This window comes from Pseudomonas uvaldensis, assembly GCF_021271205.1.
Lineage (GTDB): Bacteria > Pseudomonadota > Gammaproteobacteria > Pseudomonadales > Pseudomonadaceae > Aquipseudomonas > Aquipseudomonas uvaldensis.
In genome coordinates this window covers 157,886-175,091 of sequence record NZ_JAIWKS010000003.1, presented here as the reverse complement: position 1 = coordinate 175,091, position 17,206 = coordinate 157,886, and the positions used below count along the sequence as shown (strand labels likewise).

Genomic DNA, 17,206 nt, shown 5'->3' with positions numbered 1-17,206 from the left:
GAGACACACATGCAATGGGAAGTCGTGATCGGGCTGGAGATTCACACCCAGCTCACCACCCGGTCGAAAATCTTTTCCGGCAGCGCCACCACGTTCGGTTCCGAGCCCAACACCCAGGCCAGTCTGGTCGACCTGGGCATGCCCGGCGTACTGCCGGTGCTCAACGCCGAAGCAGTGCGCATGGCGGTGATGTTCGGCCTGGCGATTGACGCCGAGATCGGCCAGCACAACGTCTTTGCCCGCAAGAACTACTTCTATCCGGACCTGCCGAAGGGCTACCAGATCAGCCAGATGGAATTGCCGATCGTCGGCAAGGGCCACCTGGACATTGCCCTGGAAGACGGCACGGTCAAGCGCGTCGGTATTACCCGGGCGCACCTGGAGGAAGACGCCGGCAAGAGCCTGCACGAGGAATTCAGCGGCGCCACCGGCATCGACCTGAACCGCGCCGGCACGCCACTGCTGGAAATCGTCTCCGAACCGGACATGCGCAGCGCCAAGGAAGCCGTGGCCTACGTCAAGGCAATCCACGCGCTGGTGCGTTACCTGGGCATCTGCGACGGCAACATGGCCGAAGGCTCGTTGCGCTGCGACTGCAACGTATCGGTCCGGCCCAAGGGCCAGGCTGAGTTCGGTACGCGCTGCGAGATCAAGAACGTCAACTCGTTCCGCTTCATCGAGAAAGCGATCAACAGCGAGATCCAGCGCCAGATCGAACTGATCGAAGACGGCGGCAAGGTCATCCAGCAGACCCGCCTGTACGACCCGAACAAGGACGAGACCCGTCCGATGCGCAGCAAGGAAGAGGCCAACGACTACCGTTACTTCCCCGACCCGGACCTGCTGCCGGTGGTCATCGAGGATTCGTTCCTCAATGACGTGCGCGCCACCCTGCCTGAACTGCCGCCGCAGAAACGCGAGCGCTTCCAGGCCCAGTTCGGCCTGTCGAGCTATGACGCCAACGTCCTGGCCACCAGCCGCGAACAGGCCGATTACTTCGAAAAAGTCGTGAGCATCGGCGGCGATGCCAAGCTGGCGGCCAACTGGGTGATGGTCGAGTTGGGCAGCTTGCTGAACAAGCAAGGCCTGGAGATCGAAGAGTCGCCGGTGTCGGCCGAACAACTGGGCGGCATGCTGCTACGGATCAAGGACAACACCATCTCCGGCAAGATCGCCAAGATGGTCTTCGAAGCCATGGCCAATGGCGAAGGCAGCGCCGACGAGATCATCGAGAAGCGCGGCTTGAAGCAGGTCACCGACACCGGGGCGATCAGCGCCGTGCTCGATGAAATGCTCGCGGCCAACGCCGAGCAGGTCGAACAGTACCGTGCGGCAGACGAAGCCAAGCGCGGCAAGATGTTCGGCTTCTTCGTCGGCCAGGCCATGAAAGCCTCCAAGGGCAAGGCCAACCCGCAACAGGTCAACGAACTGCTGAAAAGCAAGCTCGAGGGCTGATTGTCATGGAGCCAGATGTTCGACCTGGCTCCACTCTCCCTTGTGGGAGCGCCTCGGTGGGAGCAAAGCTTGCTCGCGATGAAAACGCCTCGATCCGTCAGAAGATCGCGTTATCGTTCATCGCGAGCAAGCTTTGCTCCCACAGGCTCGCCTCCATATTTATATTCGGAAACTTCCAGATGAAGCGTCTCCTTGGCGCCTGCGCCCTGCTGTCCCTGCTGGCCGGCTGCGCCAGCCAGAGCGGGACGGTCGATCCACACGGCTACGACCAGACTGGCGTTGCCTCGTATTATGGTTCCCGCCATCATGGCAAGCGCACCGCCAGCGGCGAGCGTTTCGACCAGCACAGCCTGACTGCCGCCCATCGCCAGTTGCCGTTCGGCACACGGGTAAAGATCACCAACCTGGGCAACAACGACAGTGTTGTGGTGCGCATCAACGACCGTGGTCCGTATACCCGCGGTCGCCTGATCGACGTATCGCAAGCGGCAGCCAAACAACTGGGTATGTTGCGTAGCGGCACTGCCCGGGTGCGCGTGCAGGCCCTCGACGACTGATAGGCGGAGCCCAGGCCATTTCTCTATTGTCAGCCTTGCCACTGTTCAGCCTGATCGAATTATTCGGTGCGCTGCTGCTACTGATCGCTGGCGCCGAGCTTTTGGTGCGGGCTGCCGTTGGCCTGGCCGCACGCCTGCAGGTGCGACCACTGATCATCGGGCTGAGTGTCGTCGCCTTCGGCAGCAGCGCGCCGCAAATGGCCGTCAGCCTGCAGGCGACCCTGGCCCAGAACGCCGACATCGCTGTGGGCAGCGTAATCGGCAGCGGCATTTTCAACATTCTCGTCACGCTGGGACTGTCGGCCCTGATCATCCCACTGCGCGTTTCGCGCCAGTTGGTGCGCCTGGACATTCCGCTGATGATCGGCGCCAGCCTGCTGGTGTTCGTGCTGGCATGGAATGAGGCACTGACACGGCTGGACGGCGTGCTGCTGTTGATGGCCCTGGCGGTCTACCTGGGTCTGCTACTGCGCCAGTCGCGCCACTCGGGTCGTCCCCATGCGGTGATCGAAGTCACACAGGCATCCTGGTTCAAGAGCCTTTCGATGATCGTGCTGGGGTTGGCCATGTTGATATTCGCCGGCCATCTGTTACTAGGCGCTGCCGTGGAAGTGGCCACCGATCTCGGGCTATCGGAACGCATCATTGGCTTGACCATCGTCGCCGTCAGCACATCACTACCGGAACTCGCCACGTCCCTGATCGCCGCGCTGCGTGGCCAACGTGACATTGCGGTAGGCAACGTGATCGGCAGCAACCTGTTCAATCTGCTGGGCGTCCTGGGAGTGACCGCCCTGGTGGCGCCCTCGCCACTGTCGGTCTCCCCCAACGCCTTGGATTTCGACTTACCGGTGATGCTCGGCGTGGCCGTGCTGTGCCTGCCGGTGTTCTATTCCGGCTACCGCGTCACCCGCGCCGAAGGGCTGCTGTTGCTGGGCCTGTACCTGGCTTATGGGCTGCATGTGGTGTCGTTCACCACGGGCATGCCACTGGCCGGCCAGCTGGAACGGCTGATGCTGTTCTACGTGCTGCCAGCCCTGCTCGCCTTCCTGCTGTTCACTTCCGTGCGCGCCTGGCGCCGCCAACACCACAAGAGGGATTTGCCATGACCGATATTCCAAAGACCGGCCTGGACATGCGTCGCCAGGTGATGGGCGACGCCTTTGTCGACCGCGCCCTGGGCAACGCCACCGAATTCACCCAGCCGCTGCAAGACTTCGTCAATGAACACGCCTGGGGCAGCGTCTGGAGCCGCGAAGGTCTGCCGCTGAAGACCCGCAGCCTGATCACCCTAGCCGCCCTCACCGCCCTCAAATGCCCGCAGGAACTCAAGGGTCACGTGCGCGGCGCGTTGAACAATGGCTGCACGGTGGAGGAGATTCGCGAGGCGTTGCTGCATTGCGCAGTGTATGCCGGGGTGCCGGCGGCGATCGATGCGTTTCGGGCGGCGCAGGAAGTGATCGATAGCTACCAGAAACCTGAGTGACTGAAAGACTGCTATCGCGAGCAGGCTCGCTCCCACAGCAGATTGATGGCGTACACAAAATTCGTGTTCAACACTGACCCACGGTGGGAGCGAGCCTGCTCGCGGTTGGGCCTGAAGGTCACCACAAACCCTGACCTTAGATCCACCCACCCCACTGCAACACAAAGATCCCAAGGTTGGTGGTGATCGCCGCCATCAACGTGGTGATGACGATGATCGCCGCCGCCAGTTCGTGGTTGCCATCGGCAGCCCGGGCCATGACGAAGCTGGCGGCTGCGGTGGGGCTGCCGAAGTACAGGAACAGAATCCCCAGTTCCGCCCCGCGAAAGCCCCAGAGCCAGGCGCCAAGCGTGGTGATCAACGGCAGGCCGACCATCTTCACCAGGCTGGAACTCAGGGCCATCTTGCCGCTCTTGCGCAGGGCCGCCAGAGACAGCGTGCCGCCGATACAGATCAACGCTAGGGGCAAGGTCATCTGCGCCAGGTACTTGCCCGAGGTCTCGAGCCAGTTCGGCAGGCCAATCTGCCAGTAGGCGAACGGTGCAGCGGCAATCACGCTGATGATCAGCGGATTGCTGATCACGCTTTTGCAGATGCTCCAAGGGTCGGACTTGATCACCGGGCTGTAGACCGCCAGCACGATGGTCGACAGGGTGTTGTAGAACAGGATCACCAGCGCCGCGAGGATCGCGCCCAGGGAAATCCCATAGTCGCCATACATGCTCGCCGCCAGCGCCAGGCCGATCACGCCGTTGTTGCCGCGAAACGCGCCCTGGGTGTAGATGCCGCGATCCTGACGCGGACAACGCCAGATCGCCCAGCCCCAGGCCATGGCGAAACTCACCAAGGTCGCAATGGAAAAATAGATCAACAGGTCCGGCTGTAATGCGGCGTGCAGATCGGCGTGCAAGATCCCCAGGAACAGCAGCGCCGGCATGGTGACGTTGAACACCAGCGACGAGGCGATATGGATGAAGTTATCGTTGATCCAGTAGACGCGCTTGAGCAACACCCCCAGAAACAGCATGGCAAACACCGGCGCGGTGATGTTCAGGGTTTCGAGGAAAATGGCCAGCATGCCGGGGACCTTTGGAGAGGGTGTCGTTAGGTAGCTAATGATAAGCCACTTACGGCACTGGCGTCTGGTGATTCCTGTGGGAGCGGGCTTGCTCGCGAATGCGGTATGTCATCCGATGCATGTGTTGAATGACACACCGCTTTCGCGAGCAAGCCCACTCCCACATTGGATTATGGGCGAGCGCAACATCTGCGCTCGCCGCCGGCTCAGGTAATCGGCGCCGGGTTGAACAGGGTGATGTCGTTGAACAGTTTGTGCTGTTCGGCCCAGGTCTTCTTCTTGCCGCTGGCCACATCCAAGTAGTAGTGGAACAGCTCCCAACCCAACTCTTCGATCGTCGCCCGCCCCGTAGCGATCCGACCGGCGTCGATGTCGATCAGGTCCGGCCAGCGCTGGGCCAGTTCGGTACGGGTCGAGACCTTCACCACCGGTGCCATCGCCAAACCGTACGGCGTGCCGCGACCGGTGGTGAACACGTGCAGGTTCATCCCTGCTGCCAACTGCAAGGTGCCGCAGACGAAATCGCTGGCCGGCGTGGCGCAGAAGATCAGGCCCTTTTGCTTGAAGCGCTCGCCCGGGCCGAGCACGCCGTTGATCGCGCTGCTGCCGGACTTGACGATCGAACCCAGGGATTTCTCGACGATGTTCGACAACCCGCCCTTCTTGTTCCCCGGCGTGGTGTTGGCACTCCGGTCGGCCTCGCCCTTGGCCAGGTAACGGTCGTACCAGTCCATTTCCCGCACCAGCTCTTGAGCAACTTCCTGGGTCTGCGCCCGGGAGGTCAGCAGGTAGATCGCATCGCGCACTTCGGTGACTTCGGAAAACATCACCGTCGCCCCGGCACGCAGCAGCAGGTCCGAGGCATAGCCCAGCGCGGGGTTGGCGGTGATGCCGGAAAACGCATCGCTGCCGCCGCACTGCATGCCCAGGATCAACTCCGAAGCCGGCACGGTCTCGCGACGGCGCTGGTCGAGTTTTTTCAGGCGGGTCTCGGCCAGTTCCATGATCTGCTCGATCATTTCGGTGAAGCCGTGGCTGGAATCCTGCAGGCGATACAACCACGGCTCGCTCAAGTCCACCGAAGTGTCGTTCTCGTGCATCACCTGCCCGGCCTGCAATTTCTCGCAGCCCAGGCTGATCACCAGCGCTTCTCCCCCCAGGTTCGGATTGCGTGCCAGGTTGCGCACGGTACGAATCGGGATGTAAGCGTCGGTGGCGGTGATCGCCACGCCACAGCCGTAGCTGTGGGTCAGCGCCACCACGTCATCGACGTTCGGGTACTTGGGCAGCAGCTCATCCTTGATGCGCTTGACCGCATGATCCAGCACCCCGGTCACGCACTGCACGGTGGTGGTGATGCCCAGGATGTTGCGCGTGCCGACGGTACCGTCGGCGTTGCGATAACCCTCGAAGGTATAGCCTTCCAGTGGCGCATCGGCCGCCGGCACGTCGGTGGACAGCGGCAGGCTGTCCAGCGGCGGCGCGGTCGGCATGCGCAGCTGGTCTTCCTTGACCCAGCTGCCACGGGGGATCGGCTGCAACGCATAGCCAATGACCTGACCATAGCGAATGACCTCGCCGCCCTCGGGAATGTCCTGCAACGTGACCTTGTGGCTCTGGGGCACAAAGTCCACGGTGACCAGGCCATCCGGGAACTCGGTCCCGGCCGGTACGCCCTGGTCGTTGACGACGATCACCACGTTGTCCCGCTCGTGCAGGCGGATGTAACGGGGCGAGTCGGCATGTTCAATCAATTGCATTGCTGCCGCTCCTTCAGGATTTGGCTTCAGACAGACTGGTGATACCGGCATCCTTGGCCGTGGGTTCCTTGAGCACGACACGCTTGATCGGCCCGACGATAACCAGGTAGCTGAACACCGCCATCAGCGCGTTGCAGCCGACGAACACCAAGGCCCATTTGAACGAACCAGTGGAGCTGATGATGTAGCCGATGACGATCGGGGTAGTGATCGAGGCCAGGTTGCCGAAGGTGTTGAACAGGCCACCGCTCAGGCCGGCGATCTGTTTTGGCGAAGTGTCGGACACCACCGCCCAGCCCAGCGCACCCACGCCTTTACCGAAGAAGGCCAGGGCCATGAAGCCCACCACCATCCATTCGATGTCCACGTAGTTGCACGCCACGATGCTGCTGGACACCAGCAGGCCGCCAATGATCGGCGCCTTGCGGGCGAAGGTCAGCGAGTGGCCCTTGCGCAGCAGGTAATCGGAAATCACCCCGCCCAGCACACCACCGATGAACCCGCAGATGGCCGGCAAGGAGGCGATGAAACCGGCCTTGAGGATAGTCATGCCGCGCTCCTGCACCAGGTACACCGGGAACCAGGTCAGGAAGAAGTAGGTGATACCGTTGATGCAGTACTGGCCCAGGTATACGCCCAGCATCATGCGGTTGGTCAGCAGTTGGCGGATGTAATCCCACTTCGGACCGTCGGCTTTCTTTTCCTTGCCTTTGTCCTGGTCCATGTCGACCATCGCACCGTTGGCGGCGATGTGATTGAACTCGGCCTCGTTGATCATCGGGTGTTGGCGCGGGCTGTAGATCACCTTCAGCCAGATCAGCGAGAACACGATGCCGATCACGCCCATCACGATGAACACATGCTGCCAGCCGAAGCGATAGACGATCCAGCCCATCAGCGGCGCGAACAACACGGTGGCGAAATACTGCGCCGAGTTGAAGATCGCCGAGGCGGTGCCGCGTTCTGCGGTCGGGAACCAGGCGGCGACGATACGTGCGTTACCCGGGAAGGACGGCGCTTCGGCCAACCCCACCAGAAAGCGCAGCATGAACAGCGCAACCACGGCGGTGGACAGGCCGAACTCACCCACATAGCCTTGCAGCACGGTGAACAGCGACCAGGTGAAAATGCTCAGGGCATAGATTTTTTTCGACCCGAAACGGTCGAGCAGCCAGCCGCCAGGAATCTGCCCGGCCACGTAGGCCCAGCCGAAGGCGGAGAAGATGTAACCGAGGGTGACCGCGTCGATGCCGAGGTCTTTTTGCAGGCTGGAGCCTGCGATGGCGATGGTGGCGCGGTCGGCATAGTTGATCGTTGTCACCACAAACAGCATGAGCAGGATCAAGTAGCGGACGTGCGTCGGCTTGGTCGCTTGCATGTAACAGTACTCCCACTATTTATTTTTATGCGGGTCAGCAGATTGTACGACCGGGGCTGGATCACCAGCCCCGCCGGTGTTGCGTTTACGAACCGATGTAGGCGGTTTTCACCACGGTGTAGAACTCTTGTGCGTAGCGACCTTGCTCACGCGAACCATAGGACGAACCTTTGCGCCCGCCGAACGGCACGTGGTAATCCACGCCGGCGGTCGGCAGGTTGACCATTACCATGCCCGCCTGGGAATGGCGCTTGAAGTGGTTGGCGTACTTCAAGGAGGTGGTGGCAATACCGGCCGACAGACCGAACTCGGTGTCGTTGGCCATCGCCAGCGCCGCCTCGTAGTCCGCCACGCGCACCACGTTGGCGACCGGGCCGAAGATCTCTTCACGGCTGATGCGCATCGAGGCTTCGCTATCGCTGAACAGCGTCGGCGCCAGGAAGTAACCTTCGGTGTCGCAGGTCACCAGACCACCACCGCTGACCAGCCGAGCACCTTCGCTCTGACCGATGTCGATGTATTTCAGGTCCTGGCTGAGCTGGGCTTCGGAGACGACCGGGCCGATGTCGGTACCGGCCTTCAATGCGTGGCCGACCTTGATCGACTGCATGCGCTCGGCCATGGCCGCGACGAATTTGTCGTGGATGCCGGCGGTCACAATAAGGCGGCTCGAAGCCGTGCAACGTTGGCCGGTAGAGTAGAACGCACTCTGCACCGCCAGTTCGACGGCCTGCTTGAGGTCGGCATCGTCGAGGATGATCTGCGGGTTCTTGCCGCCCATTTCCAACTGCACCTTGGCCTGGCGCGACACGCAGCTGACGGCGATCTGCCGGCCCACGCCCACGGAACCGGTGAAGCTGATGCCGTCGACTTTCGGGCTGTTGACCAGGATGTCACCGACCACACGACCGCTGCCCATCACCAGGTTGAACGCACCGGCCGGGAAACCGGCGCGGGAAATGATTTCCGCCAGGGCCCAGGCGCAACCCGGTACCAGCTCGGCGGGCTTGATCACCACGCAGTTGCCGTAGGCCAGGGCCGGGGCGATTTTCCATGCGGGGATAGCAATCGGGAAATTCCATGGGGTGATCAGGCCGACCACGCCGAGGGCTTCACGGGTGACTTCGACGTTGACGCCCGGACGCACCGACGGCACGTAGTCACCGGAAAGACGCAGGCATTCACCGGCGAAGAACTTGAAAATGTTGCCGGCGCGGGTCACTTCGCCGATGGCTTCGGGCAGGGTCTTGCCCTCTTCCCGGGCCAGCAGTTGACCGAGCTCTTCGCGACGGGCGAGGATCTCGCTGCCGACTTTATCCAGCGCATCGTGACGGGCCTGGATGCCCGAAGTCGACCAGGCCGGGAACGCAGCACGGGCAGCTTCGATGGCGGCATTGACTTGAGCTGCGTCAGCCTTGGCGTATTCACCGATGACATCGGACAAGTCAGATGGGTTGATGTTGGTGCAATAGTCGGCACCGGCTACCCACTCACCGTTGATGTAGTTATCGAAACGCTTTGCATCAGTCACGGAGCTACTCCTTTTACAAAAGCTGTCTAGGAACGCCGAGCGTCCCTGGCTGCATTCCCACGCAGAGCATGGGAACGATCAAGCCTTACGTAAAAAGCCGCTGATTGCTCAGCGGCCTCGTCGGGTCTGTTATTGCTTGCCTTGCTTGTCGATCAGCGCGGCCAGGGCTTCGTATTCTTCCGGCAGCAGGTCGGTCAGCGGCGTGCGCACAGGGCCCGCGTCGTAGCCAACGATCTTCGCACCGGCCTTGACGATGCTCACGGCATAACCGGCTTTGCGATTACGGATATCCAGGTAAGGCAGGAAGAAGTCGTCGATGATTTTGCCGACGGTGGCGTGGTCGTCGCGGGCAATGGCGTTGTAGAAGTCCATCGCGGTTTTCGGGATGAAGTTGAACACCGCCGAGGAGTAGACCGGCACACCCAGGGCCTTGTAGGCCGCGGCATAGACTTCAGCGGTCGGCAGGCCACCCAGGTAGCTGAAACGATCGCCGAGGCGACGACGGATCGATACCATCAGTTCGATGTCGCCCAGACCATCCTTGTAGCCGATCAGGTTCGGGCAACGCTCGGCCAGTTGTTCCAGCTGAACCGCGTTCAGGCGGCAAACGTTGCGGTTGTACACCACTACGCCGATCTTCACCGACTTGCACACGGCTTCAACGTGGGCGGCAACACCGTCCTGGCTGGCTTCGGTCAGGTAGTGCGGCAGCAACAGCAGACCCTTGGCACCCAGACGCTCGGCTTCCTGGGCGTATTCAATGGCCTGGCGGGTCGCACCGCCGACACCGGCGAGGATTGGCACGCTGCTGGCGCAGGTATCGACCGCAGTCTTGATGACTTGGGAGTACTCACTGGCGGCCAGGGAGAAGAATTCGCCGGTGCCACCCGCTGCGAACAGCGCAGAGGCGCCGTACGGGGCCAGCCACTCGAGGCGCTTGATGTAGCTGTCGCGATTGAAATCGCCTTGGGCAGTGAAATCGGTGACCGGGAACGACAGCAGGCCAGACGAGAGGATGGACTTCAGTTCTTGTGGATTCATTATTCGAACACCCTGGGACGCAAATGTGTGTGTGTGAGGTTAAGCTTCGGCCAGAAGTTGTAGGTCATCGTACAACTTAAAATGTAGACGTCAACTGTATTTCGTCTTTTGTGTGGTGCGCATGCGCCAGAAAATCCGTCAAACCCTTTTAAAACCGGGCTTTGAATGGCTATAGGGTCCGTTCATCGTGACTGTCAGATCTATCAGTAGGCGTCGTTGCGGGATGAGGGCATAACGCAAGGGAGACCTCTGCTTGCGCATAAAGCCAGACTGCTGCGGTCGATCCTTCAAGGAGTGACGCTATGAGCACCTATAAAAAGCCTGTCCTGGTTCAGTTTCCAGATGCCGATGAAGTCATCATCAATTTGTCGGACGTAGAAGACGGACTGAAATTCACTATCCCGGAGCTGGAGAAAATCGTATATGAGTGGGACGTCGCTCCGATACTCGACTCGGAACCCGTCGAATGGGCGGATCGAAAGTCCCTGGTGACTTGGGACGAAGAAGGCAACCCCCAGAAACTCGCCGTACTGGAGCTGAGCGTGCCCAAGGCCAGGCTGGAAAAATATCTCGGCCAGGTGGTTGAACTGCGTTACAAATTCTTTAGCGAATCAGAGGACTATGGCGACGCGATGGTGTCGTCGCCGGTTCGACTGAAGATCGAAGCCTGAATTCAAGCCTGTGCGTATGCCTGCGCCTCGTCATGAGCCTGTCGCAGCCGTTCGCGGCTGTTGGTCAGGTGCAGGCGCATGGTCGCACGGGCCGCGTCGGAATCCTGGCGAGCGCTGCTTCGTAGATTTCCTTTGTGCTCACGGCTCAATACGATCCAGATGTCTGGATCTCGATGAACAGAAGCACCGATGGAATGCGCCACTCGTCGTCACTGTAAGATTTGACAGTAGGCCCATGGCAGCTTCAGGTCCTTACTGAAACGGCTCGAATTGAGCACGGAATGGCTATCAATAAGGCCATTCGTTCAGTTATCAAGAGGATCCGATCATGACAGAATCGACAGCCTTGCCTGCACCTATATTCGAATATGTCCAACTAGTAGTTGAAGTATCCAAACTACCTGACCCGGCAGTGGCGAAAATCCCGGAATACACTCTGTGGCGCCCAGGCGATATAGTCTGGTTCGAAGCGACGACCAGTGCTGGCAACTGGTCCAAGGAGATCCAACTGGCATCTGACTCACAATTCCCGCTGCCTTTTGCAATACCGAAGTCCCTTTTCGAAAAGGGATTGGGGCCTGACGCCACAGCCACATTGACTTACAAAGTTATAACGGGGGGCGGCAACCCTAGTCCTCCCCAAACCCTGACACTGTCCCTCCGACCCTGAACACGATGTTCACGCCTGCGCCTGCGCCTCTTCATGAGCCTGGCGCAGCCGTTCACGGCTGTTGGTCAGGTGCAGGCGCATGGCCGCGCGGGCGGCGTCGGAGTCCTGGCGGGCGATGGCCTCATAGATTTCCTCATGCTCGCGGCTCAGGCGGTCCATGTAGTGCTGCTGGTCATCGTGGGCCAGGCGCGCCGAATTCACCCGAGTACGCGGGATGATGCTGGTGCCCAGGTGGGTCATGATGTCGGTGAAATAGCGGTTGCCGGTGGACAGGGCGATTTCCAGGTGGAAGGCGAAGTCCGAGGCCACAGCGTCGGTGGCGTGGGTCGCGCTTTCGTTCAACGCGTCGAGGGCGGCGCGCATGGTCGCCAGTTGCTCGTCGGTGCGGCGTTGGGCCGCGAGGCCGGCCGATTCCACCTCCAGGCTGATGCGCAACTCCAGGATCGCCAGCACATCGCGCAATGTGACCACCGTGGCCGGGTCGATCCTGAATCCGCTCGGGCTGGGTGTGTCCAGCACGAACGTGCCGATGCCGTGGCGGGTTTCCACCTGCCCTGCCGCCTGCAAGCGGGAAATCGCCTCGCGCACCACCGTGCGGCTGACGCCGTGGGCCTCCATGATCGCCGACTCGGTGGGCAGTTTATCGCCGCGCTTGAGCACGCCGTCGCGAATCTGCTCGGACAGCACCGTCACCAGCTCCTGCGCCAGGCTGCGGCGCTTGCGGGGAAGTCGTGGGACGTCGATCGGGTTTTCCATGAGTCTGTGTCTCGGGCAGGCGGCTGAATGCGCATCATCATAGCGCAACGTGGTTGTATGATCACTTTTTGCGCAAGGAAGCATTAATCACATCCCCTGCGAGGGCGGCTTGCTCGCGAAAGCAGTACGTCAGTTGTAGTGAAGGTGTCTGATATACCGTCTTCGCGAGCAAGCCCGCTCCCACAGGGTTTGCGGTGTTCACGCGATCACGGCATGCTCCACCAGTTGGCCATTTTCAATGCGCACCTGTCGCGGATGGAAGCGTTTCAAACTGCTTCGGTGACCAACGCTGACGATACTCAACCCCGGTAACTGGTCGATCAGCGCCTGATACAGCGTCGCCTCGTCTTCCTCATCCATCGCCGACGTGGCTTCGTCCATGTACAGCCACAGCGGCGCATAGAGCAAGGCGCGGGCAAACGCCAGGCGCTGTTGTTCGCCAGGCGAGAGCATGCGTTGCCAATGATTACTTTCATCCAGCCGCGGGATCAGGTGCGGCAGACGGCAGGTTTCCAGTACCTGTGCATAACGTTCATTGGGGTAGACGTCCCCGGGCTGTGGATAACTCAGCACCTCGCGCAGGCTGCCAATAGGCAAATAGGGTTTTTGCGGCAGGAACAGATACCGCGCCGCCGGCAACAGGATGCGTCCGTGGCCGGTGGGCCACAGATGCCCCATCGCCCGGAACAGCGTGGATTTACCGCTACCGGAACGGCCGCTGAGCATCACCCGCTCCCCCGGCTCCACGGTCATGTCGGCGTTGGAGAGCAAGTGTCGGCCATCGGCCACATCCAGTCCCAGGCCTTTCACTTGCAGCAGGTTGCCTTGGTTCTCCACGTCGATGGCCGGCACGCGGTCCTCGTTATCGCTCATGGCCTGGCGGAAGCTCAGCAGACGATCACACGTGGCGCGCCACTCGGCGAGCTGGGCGTAGGCATCGATGAACCAGCTGAAGTTCTCCTGCACATTGCCGAACGCCGAGTTGATCTGCATAAGCTCACCCAGCTGGATCTTGCCAGCGAAGTAACGCGGGGCGGCGACGATAAAAGGAAAGATGATTGCGATCTGACCGTAGCCGGAGGTGAAGAAGGTCAACCGCTTGGACACCCGCATGATGTCCCAGAAGTTATGCCAGACCAGGCCAAAACGTCCGCTCAGGCGCCGGTTCTCGTTGGGTTCGCCGTTATACAGCGCAATGCTTTCGGCATTCTCGCGCACCCGCACCATGGAGAAACGCAAGTCCGCCTCGAAGCGTTGCTGATTGTTGTTCAGACCGATCAGGCGCCGGCCGATCAGGTGCGTCAGCCAACTGCCCACCGCGGCATACACCAGGGCGCACCAGAACATATAGCCTGGAATCGTATAGCCGAACACTTCGATGCTGCCCGACACGCCCCATAGGATGATCGAGAACGACACCAGGCTGACCACGGTGCGCAACAACCCCAACCCCAGGCCGAGGGTGTTGGTGGTGAAGCTGTTGAGGTCTTCGGAAATCCGCTGGTCCGGGTTGTCGGTATAGCCGCCCTGCTCCAGCCGGTAGTAATTCTTGTCCTTGAGCCAGCGCGCGAAATGCTGCTCGGTGAGCCAGGCTCGCCAGCGGATAGTGAGCATCTGCGTCAGGTACAAGCGATACACTGCCCCCAGGATCGCCACCGCAGCGATGCCACAGAAGTACAGGATCAGTTGCCAGAATGCAGTGTCGTTCTTCTCTTGCAGGGCATTGTAGAAATCCTTGTACCAACTGTTGATCCAAACCGAAATCGCCACGCTGAACAACGACAGCGCAATGACTGCGATCAACAGCGCCCAGGCCTTGCCCTTCTCCTCGCTACGCCAGTATGGCGTGGTCATCTGCCAGACACGGCGGAAAAACTGTCCGCGCACCGCGTCATTGACCGCGGAATATTCAGCGTTCTGATTCATGGTTAGAGCCCGATAAAAACAATCGGGCCGATCATAGAGCATCGGCCCGATTTATCGCGAGGGGGACAACATCCGTTCAGCGCAGGTTCAGCGACGCACGGGGCGCTTCTGCAATTTGCGCTGCAAGGTGCGCCGGTGCATGCCCAGGGCGCGGGCGGTGGCGGAAATATTGCCTTCGTGCTCGGTCAGCACCCGCTGGATATGCTCCCACTGCAGGCGGTCCACCGACATGGGGTTTTCCGGCACCAGGGAGTCGAGGTCGGCGTGTTCGGACAGCAGCGCGGCCAGCACGTCATCGGCATCCGCCGGTTTGCACAGGTAATTGCAGGCGCCGCGCTTGATGGCCTCGACCGCCGTGGCGATGCTCGAATAACCGGTGAGGATCACCACGCGCATTTCCGGGTCCAGTTCCAGCAGCTTGGGCAGCAATACCAGGCCCGAGTCGCCGTCCATTTTCAGGTCCAGGGCCGCGTAGTCCGGCAGGTCGGCCTGGGCAATGGTCAGGCCCTCTTCGGCGGAACCTGCGGTGCTGACGCGAAACCCGCGACGGGACATGGCCCGTGCCATGACGCGGGTGAACGTGGCGTCGTCATCTACCAGCAACAGGTGCGGCAGTTCTTCGCCGTCGACTTGGATCTCGTCACTCATATTCGTCTCCTCGGTCGGCACGAGGCAGGCGCAGCTCGGTGAGCGTGCCGCCTCCCTCATGGGGGTAGAGTTTCACCGAGCCGCCGGCGCGTGTCACGCTGGCCTTGCTCAAAAACAGGCCAAGGCCCAGACCTTTGCCCTTGGTGGTAAAGAAAGGCTTGCCGATCTGCTCGGCAATCGCCAGCGGCACACCGGCGCCATGGTCGCGGATGCAGATGGTCAGTTCGTAGTCATTCCAGTCCAGCGCCACCTCCAGGCCTTCGGGGCAGGCATCGGCAGCGTTGTTCAACAGGTTCAATAACGCCTGGGTCAAATCCGGCGGCGGCGCCATGCGTGGAACCACACCCTTGCCCAAGTGCTGCAAGCGATAACTGGCTTCAGGGCGCATCAGGTGCCAGCGGTTCAAAGCTTCGTCCAACCAGAAAGTGACTGCCTGCATGTCGATGTCCAGGCGCCGGTTGGCCTCGGCGGCGCGCACCAGGTATTGCAGGGTTTCCTTGCAAAGCTTGACCTGATCCTGCAGCACACTGAGGTCGTCCTGCAGCGCCGGGTCGGGGTGATCCTGGCGCATTTCCTTGAGCAGCACGCTCATGGTTGCCAACGGGGTGCCCAATTCATGGGCAGCGCCAGCGGCCTGAGTCGCCACGGCCAGCAGTTGCTCGTCCCGCAGGCCTTCTTCACGGCGAATGGCCCGCAGTTCTTCCTGGCGACGCAACTCCTCAGCCATGCGCGCGGCGAAAAAGGTGATGACTGCCGCGGCCAGGGCGAAACTCAGCCACATCCCGTAGATCTGCAGGTTTTCCCGGGCGATGGGAAAGGTTTCCAGCGGATAAAAGCGCGCCAGCAGCAAGGTGTACAGCGCCAGGGCGATGCCGGACAGGATCAACGAATAACGCCAAGGCAACGTCACCGCGGCAATGGTCAGCGGCACCAGGTAATAAGAGACAAACGGGTTGGTGGAACCGCCAGAGAAATACAGCAGCGCACTGTGGATAAACAGGTCACAGGCCAGTTGCACGGCGTACTCGAGCTCGGTTACTGGCCACGAGGTGCGCAGGCGGACGGCCGTCAGCGCACAGAGCACACTGGAACAGACCAGAGTGATCGCCAGTTGCAGCCAGGGCAGCGGCAGCAGGTCGAACCAATAGGCGAGCCCCACCGAGCCGGCCTGGGCCGCCAGGACCAGAATGCGGATGAATGTCAGGCGCCAGAGGTTCTGGCGAGAGGCGGATGTCATTTGCAAAGGGGCGAGCATGAGCTCTCCTGATGAGCGCTCCAGGCGGATCGCACGGAGTATACCCAAGGCGCGGGTGACACAGGCAGATATGCGGCAAAGCGCCACAGCGTCCAAACGTTACACATCATCCTGTGGCGAGTGGATTTATCCCTTCGCCACAAAAGCATGCCCTGCGTTGCCATTCGATCTGTATAGAAGTTGTAACTGTGCGAACCCACTCATAAAAGCTAGAGTCTTATCGTTCACGCAGGCCCGGACCTACCCCTGCGCCTCATCCCAAGGAGCTTTCATGCACACGTTCCGCCGCCACGTCACCCTGCTCGCCCTCAGCCTCGGCACCGTCGCCAGCCTGCCGGCCCTGGCCGCTGACGAGCTTCACTACAACCAGATTTCCCTGCGCGCCGAAGTCAGCCAGGAAGTGGCCCGCGACCTGATGATCGTCACCCTCTACACCGAGGAACAGAACACCGACCCGGCCAAACTCGCCGCTGCCGTCAGCACCACGTTGAACAAAGCCATCGGCCAGGCCAAGCAGGTCAAGGACATCACCCTGCGCCAGGGCAGCCGCAACAGCTACCCTATCTACGACGGCAAAGGCCAGAAAATCACCGGCTGGCGCGAACGCGCCGAACTGCGCCTGGAAAGCGCCGACTTCGCAGCCTTGTCCAAGCTCACCGGCGAACTGCTCACCGACATGAAAATGGGCGGCATGGACTTCGCTATCGCCACCGCCACCCGCCAGAGCAGCGAAGACGCCCTGCTCAAAGACGCCGTCAACGCCTTCAAGGCCCGCGCCCAACTGGCCACCGAGGCCCTGGGCGGCAAGGGTTACAAGATCGTCAACCTGAACCTCAACACCAACGGTTATCCACAACCCTACATGCGCGCGCCAACGATGATGATGAAAAGCGGTTCCATGGATGCTGAATCCGTGACGCCTGACGTGGAAGCGGGTACCAGCAAGGTGACCATGACGGCGGATGGGTCGGTTGAAGTGTTGATGCAATAAAGC

General features: G+C 61.0%; 15 protein-coding genes and 1 pseudogene. 6 read left to right on the top strand and 10 right to left on the bottom strand.

Features of this window, described 5'->3' with window-relative positions; translation table 11 throughout:
* The first annotated feature begins 9 nt into the window (after window positions 1–9).
* From gatB to LCU97_RS07160, 4 genes are all read left to right on the top strand, one after another.
* Window positions 10–1,455 (top strand): Asp-tRNA(Asn)/Glu-tRNA(Gln) amidotransferase subunit GatB, encoded by a 1,446-nt coding sequence (gene gatB, locus LCU97_RS07175; RefSeq protein ID WP_053152240.1) that lies wholly within the window; start codon window positions 10–12, stop codon window positions 1,453–1,455.
* A gap of 179 nt (window positions 1,456–1,634) precedes the next feature.
* Window positions 1,635–2,012, top strand: coding sequence for a septal ring lytic transglycosylase RlpA family protein (locus tag LCU97_RS07170; protein WP_053152238.1), 378 nt, complete (start codon window positions 1,635–1,637; stop codon window positions 2,010–2,012).
* A 50-nt stretch (window positions 2,013–2,062) separates the two neighbouring features.
* Complete coding sequence (locus LCU97_RS07165) at window positions 2,063–3,121, top strand: calcium/sodium antiporter (RefSeq protein ID WP_053153223.1); 1,059 nt, start codon at window positions 2,063–2,065, stop codon at window positions 3,119–3,121.
* On the top strand, window positions 3,118–3,498 hold the full coding sequence (locus LCU97_RS07160) for a carboxymuconolactone decarboxylase family protein (RefSeq protein WP_053152236.1): 381 nt from the start codon (window positions 3,118–3,120) through the stop codon (window positions 3,496–3,498). Before LCU97_RS07165 ends, LCU97_RS07160 begins: the two co-directional genes overlap by 4 nt.
* 136 nt (window positions 3,499–3,634) lie before the next feature.
* On the opposite strand, the gene LCU97_RS07155 is transcribed toward LCU97_RS07160, so the two are convergent.
* The 5 genes from LCU97_RS07155 to kdgD form a co-directional block, all read right to left on the bottom strand.
* Window positions 3,635–4,576, bottom strand: coding sequence for an AEC family transporter (locus tag LCU97_RS07155; RefSeq protein ID WP_053152234.1), 942 nt, complete (start codon window positions 4,574–4,576; stop codon window positions 3,635–3,637).
* A gap of 206 nt (window positions 4,577–4,782) precedes the next feature.
* Entirely contained in the window at window positions 4,783–6,336 is a 1,554-nt protein-coding gene (gene garD, locus LCU97_RS07150; RefSeq protein ID WP_232776003.1) for a galactarate dehydratase, read from the bottom strand.
* Between the two features lie 13 nt (window positions 6,337–6,349).
* Entirely contained in the window at window positions 6,350–7,714 is a 1,365-nt protein-coding gene (locus LCU97_RS07145; RefSeq protein WP_053152230.1) for an MFS transporter, read from the bottom strand.
* Window positions 7,715–7,799: 85 nt separating this feature from the next.
* Window positions 7,800–9,245: an aldehyde dehydrogenase family protein gene (locus LCU97_RS07140; RefSeq protein WP_232776002.1), complete on the bottom strand. Its 1,446-nt coding sequence runs from the start codon at window positions 9,243–9,245 to the stop codon at window positions 7,800–7,802.
* A 129-nt stretch (window positions 9,246–9,374) separates the two neighbouring features.
* Window positions 9,375–10,286, bottom strand: a complete 912-nt coding sequence (kdgD, locus tag LCU97_RS07135) for a 5-dehydro-4-deoxyglucarate dehydratase (protein WP_053152226.1) — start codon at window positions 10,284–10,286, stop codon at window positions 9,375–9,377.
* A gap of 302 nt (window positions 10,287–10,588) precedes the next feature.
* Here kdgD and LCU97_RS07130 point away from each other — a divergent pair, with 302 nt between their 5' ends.
* Window positions 10,589–10,957 (top strand): hypothetical protein, encoded by a 369-nt coding sequence (locus tag LCU97_RS07130; RefSeq protein ID WP_232776001.1) that lies wholly within the window; start codon window positions 10,589–10,591, stop codon window positions 10,955–10,957.
* A gap of 2 nt (window positions 10,958–10,959) precedes the next feature.
* On the opposite strand, the pseudogene LCU97_RS07125 reads toward LCU97_RS07130, so the two are convergent.
* The 5 genes and pseudogenes from LCU97_RS07125 to LCU97_RS07105 all read right to left on the bottom strand — a co-directional run.
* Window positions 10,960–11,106, bottom strand: a pseudogene (locus LCU97_RS07125) (GntR family transcriptional regulator); the annotation flags it as partial.
* Window positions 11,107–11,636: 530 nt separating this feature from the next.
* Window positions 11,637–12,383 carry a FadR/GntR family transcriptional regulator gene (locus LCU97_RS07120; RefSeq protein ID WP_232776000.1) on the bottom strand — a complete coding sequence of 249 codons (747 nt, stop codon included), beginning with the start codon at window positions 12,381–12,383 and terminating at the stop codon, window positions 11,637–11,639.
* Between the two features lie 198 nt (window positions 12,384–12,581).
* Window positions 12,582–14,309: an ABC transporter ATP-binding protein/permease gene (locus LCU97_RS07115; RefSeq protein WP_053152219.1), complete on the bottom strand. Its 1,728-nt coding sequence runs from the start codon at window positions 14,307–14,309 to the stop codon at window positions 12,582–12,584.
* Window positions 14,310–14,396: 87 nt separating this feature from the next.
* On the bottom strand, window positions 14,397–14,957 hold the full coding sequence (locus tag LCU97_RS07110; RefSeq protein WP_053152217.1) for a response regulator transcription factor: 561 nt from the start codon (window positions 14,955–14,957) through the stop codon (window positions 14,397–14,399).
* The gene (locus LCU97_RS07105) at window positions 14,950–16,212 is read right to left on the bottom strand and encodes an ATP-binding protein (protein WP_053152215.1); all 1,263 of its coding nucleotides are present in this window, start codon (window positions 16,210–16,212) and stop codon (window positions 14,950–14,952) included. The genes LCU97_RS07110 and LCU97_RS07105 overlap by 8 nt, the downstream gene beginning before the upstream one ends.
* 271 nt (window positions 16,213–16,483) lie before the next feature.
* On the opposite strand from LCU97_RS07105, the gene LCU97_RS07100 reads away from it, so the two are divergent.
* Window positions 16,484–17,203 (top strand): SIMPL domain-containing protein, encoded by a 720-nt coding sequence (locus LCU97_RS07100; RefSeq protein ID WP_053152213.1) that lies wholly within the window; start codon window positions 16,484–16,486, stop codon window positions 17,201–17,203.
* The last annotated feature ends 3 nt before the right edge of the window (window positions 17,204–17,206 follow it).

Bases quoted from the DNA above. Each gene is read 5' to 3' on its own strand.
- LCU97_RS07145 (WP_053152230.1), bottom strand. From the start codon at position 7,714: ATGCAAGCGACCAAGCCGACGCACGTCCGCTACTTGATCCTGCTCATG.
- gatB (WP_053152240.1), top strand. From the start codon at position 10: ATGCAATGGGAAGTCGTGATCGGGCTGGAGATTCACACCCAGCTCACC.
- garD (WP_232776003.1), bottom strand. From the start codon at position 6,336: ATGCAATTGATTGAACATGCCGACTCGCCCCGTTACATCCGCCTGCAC.
- LCU97_RS07120 (WP_232776000.1), bottom strand. From the start codon at position 12,383: ATGGAAAACCCGATCGACGTCCCACGACTTCCCCGCAAGCGCCGCAGC.
- LCU97_RS07105 (WP_053152215.1), bottom strand. From the start codon at position 16,212: ATGCTCGCCCCTTTGCAAATGACATCCGCCTCTCGCCAGAACCTCTGG.
- LCU97_RS07100 (WP_053152213.1), top strand. From the start codon at position 16,484: ATGCACACGTTCCGCCGCCACGTCACCCTGCTCGCCCTCAGCCTCGGC.
- LCU97_RS07170 (WP_053152238.1), top strand. From the start codon at position 1,635: ATGAAGCGTCTCCTTGGCGCCTGCGCCCTGCTGTCCCTGCTGGCCGGC.
- kdgD (WP_053152226.1), bottom strand. From the start codon at position 10,286: ATGAATCCACAAGAACTGAAGTCCATCCTCTCGTCTGGCCTGCTGTCG.
- LCU97_RS07130 (WP_232776001.1), top strand. From the start codon at position 10,589: ATGAGCACCTATAAAAAGCCTGTCCTGGTTCAGTTTCCAGATGCCGAT.
- LCU97_RS07155 (WP_053152234.1), bottom strand. From the start codon at position 4,576: ATGCTGGCCATTTTCCTCGAAACCCTGAACATCACCGCGCCGGTGTTT.
- LCU97_RS07115 (WP_053152219.1), bottom strand. From the start codon at position 14,309: ATGAATCAGAACGCTGAATATTCCGCGGTCAATGACGCGGTGCGCGGA.
- LCU97_RS07160 (WP_053152236.1), top strand. From the start codon at position 3,118: ATGACCGATATTCCAAAGACCGGCCTGGACATGCGTCGCCAGGTGATG.
- LCU97_RS07110 (WP_053152217.1), bottom strand. From the start codon at position 14,957: ATGAGTGACGAGATCCAAGTCGACGGCGAAGAACTGCCGCACCTGTTG.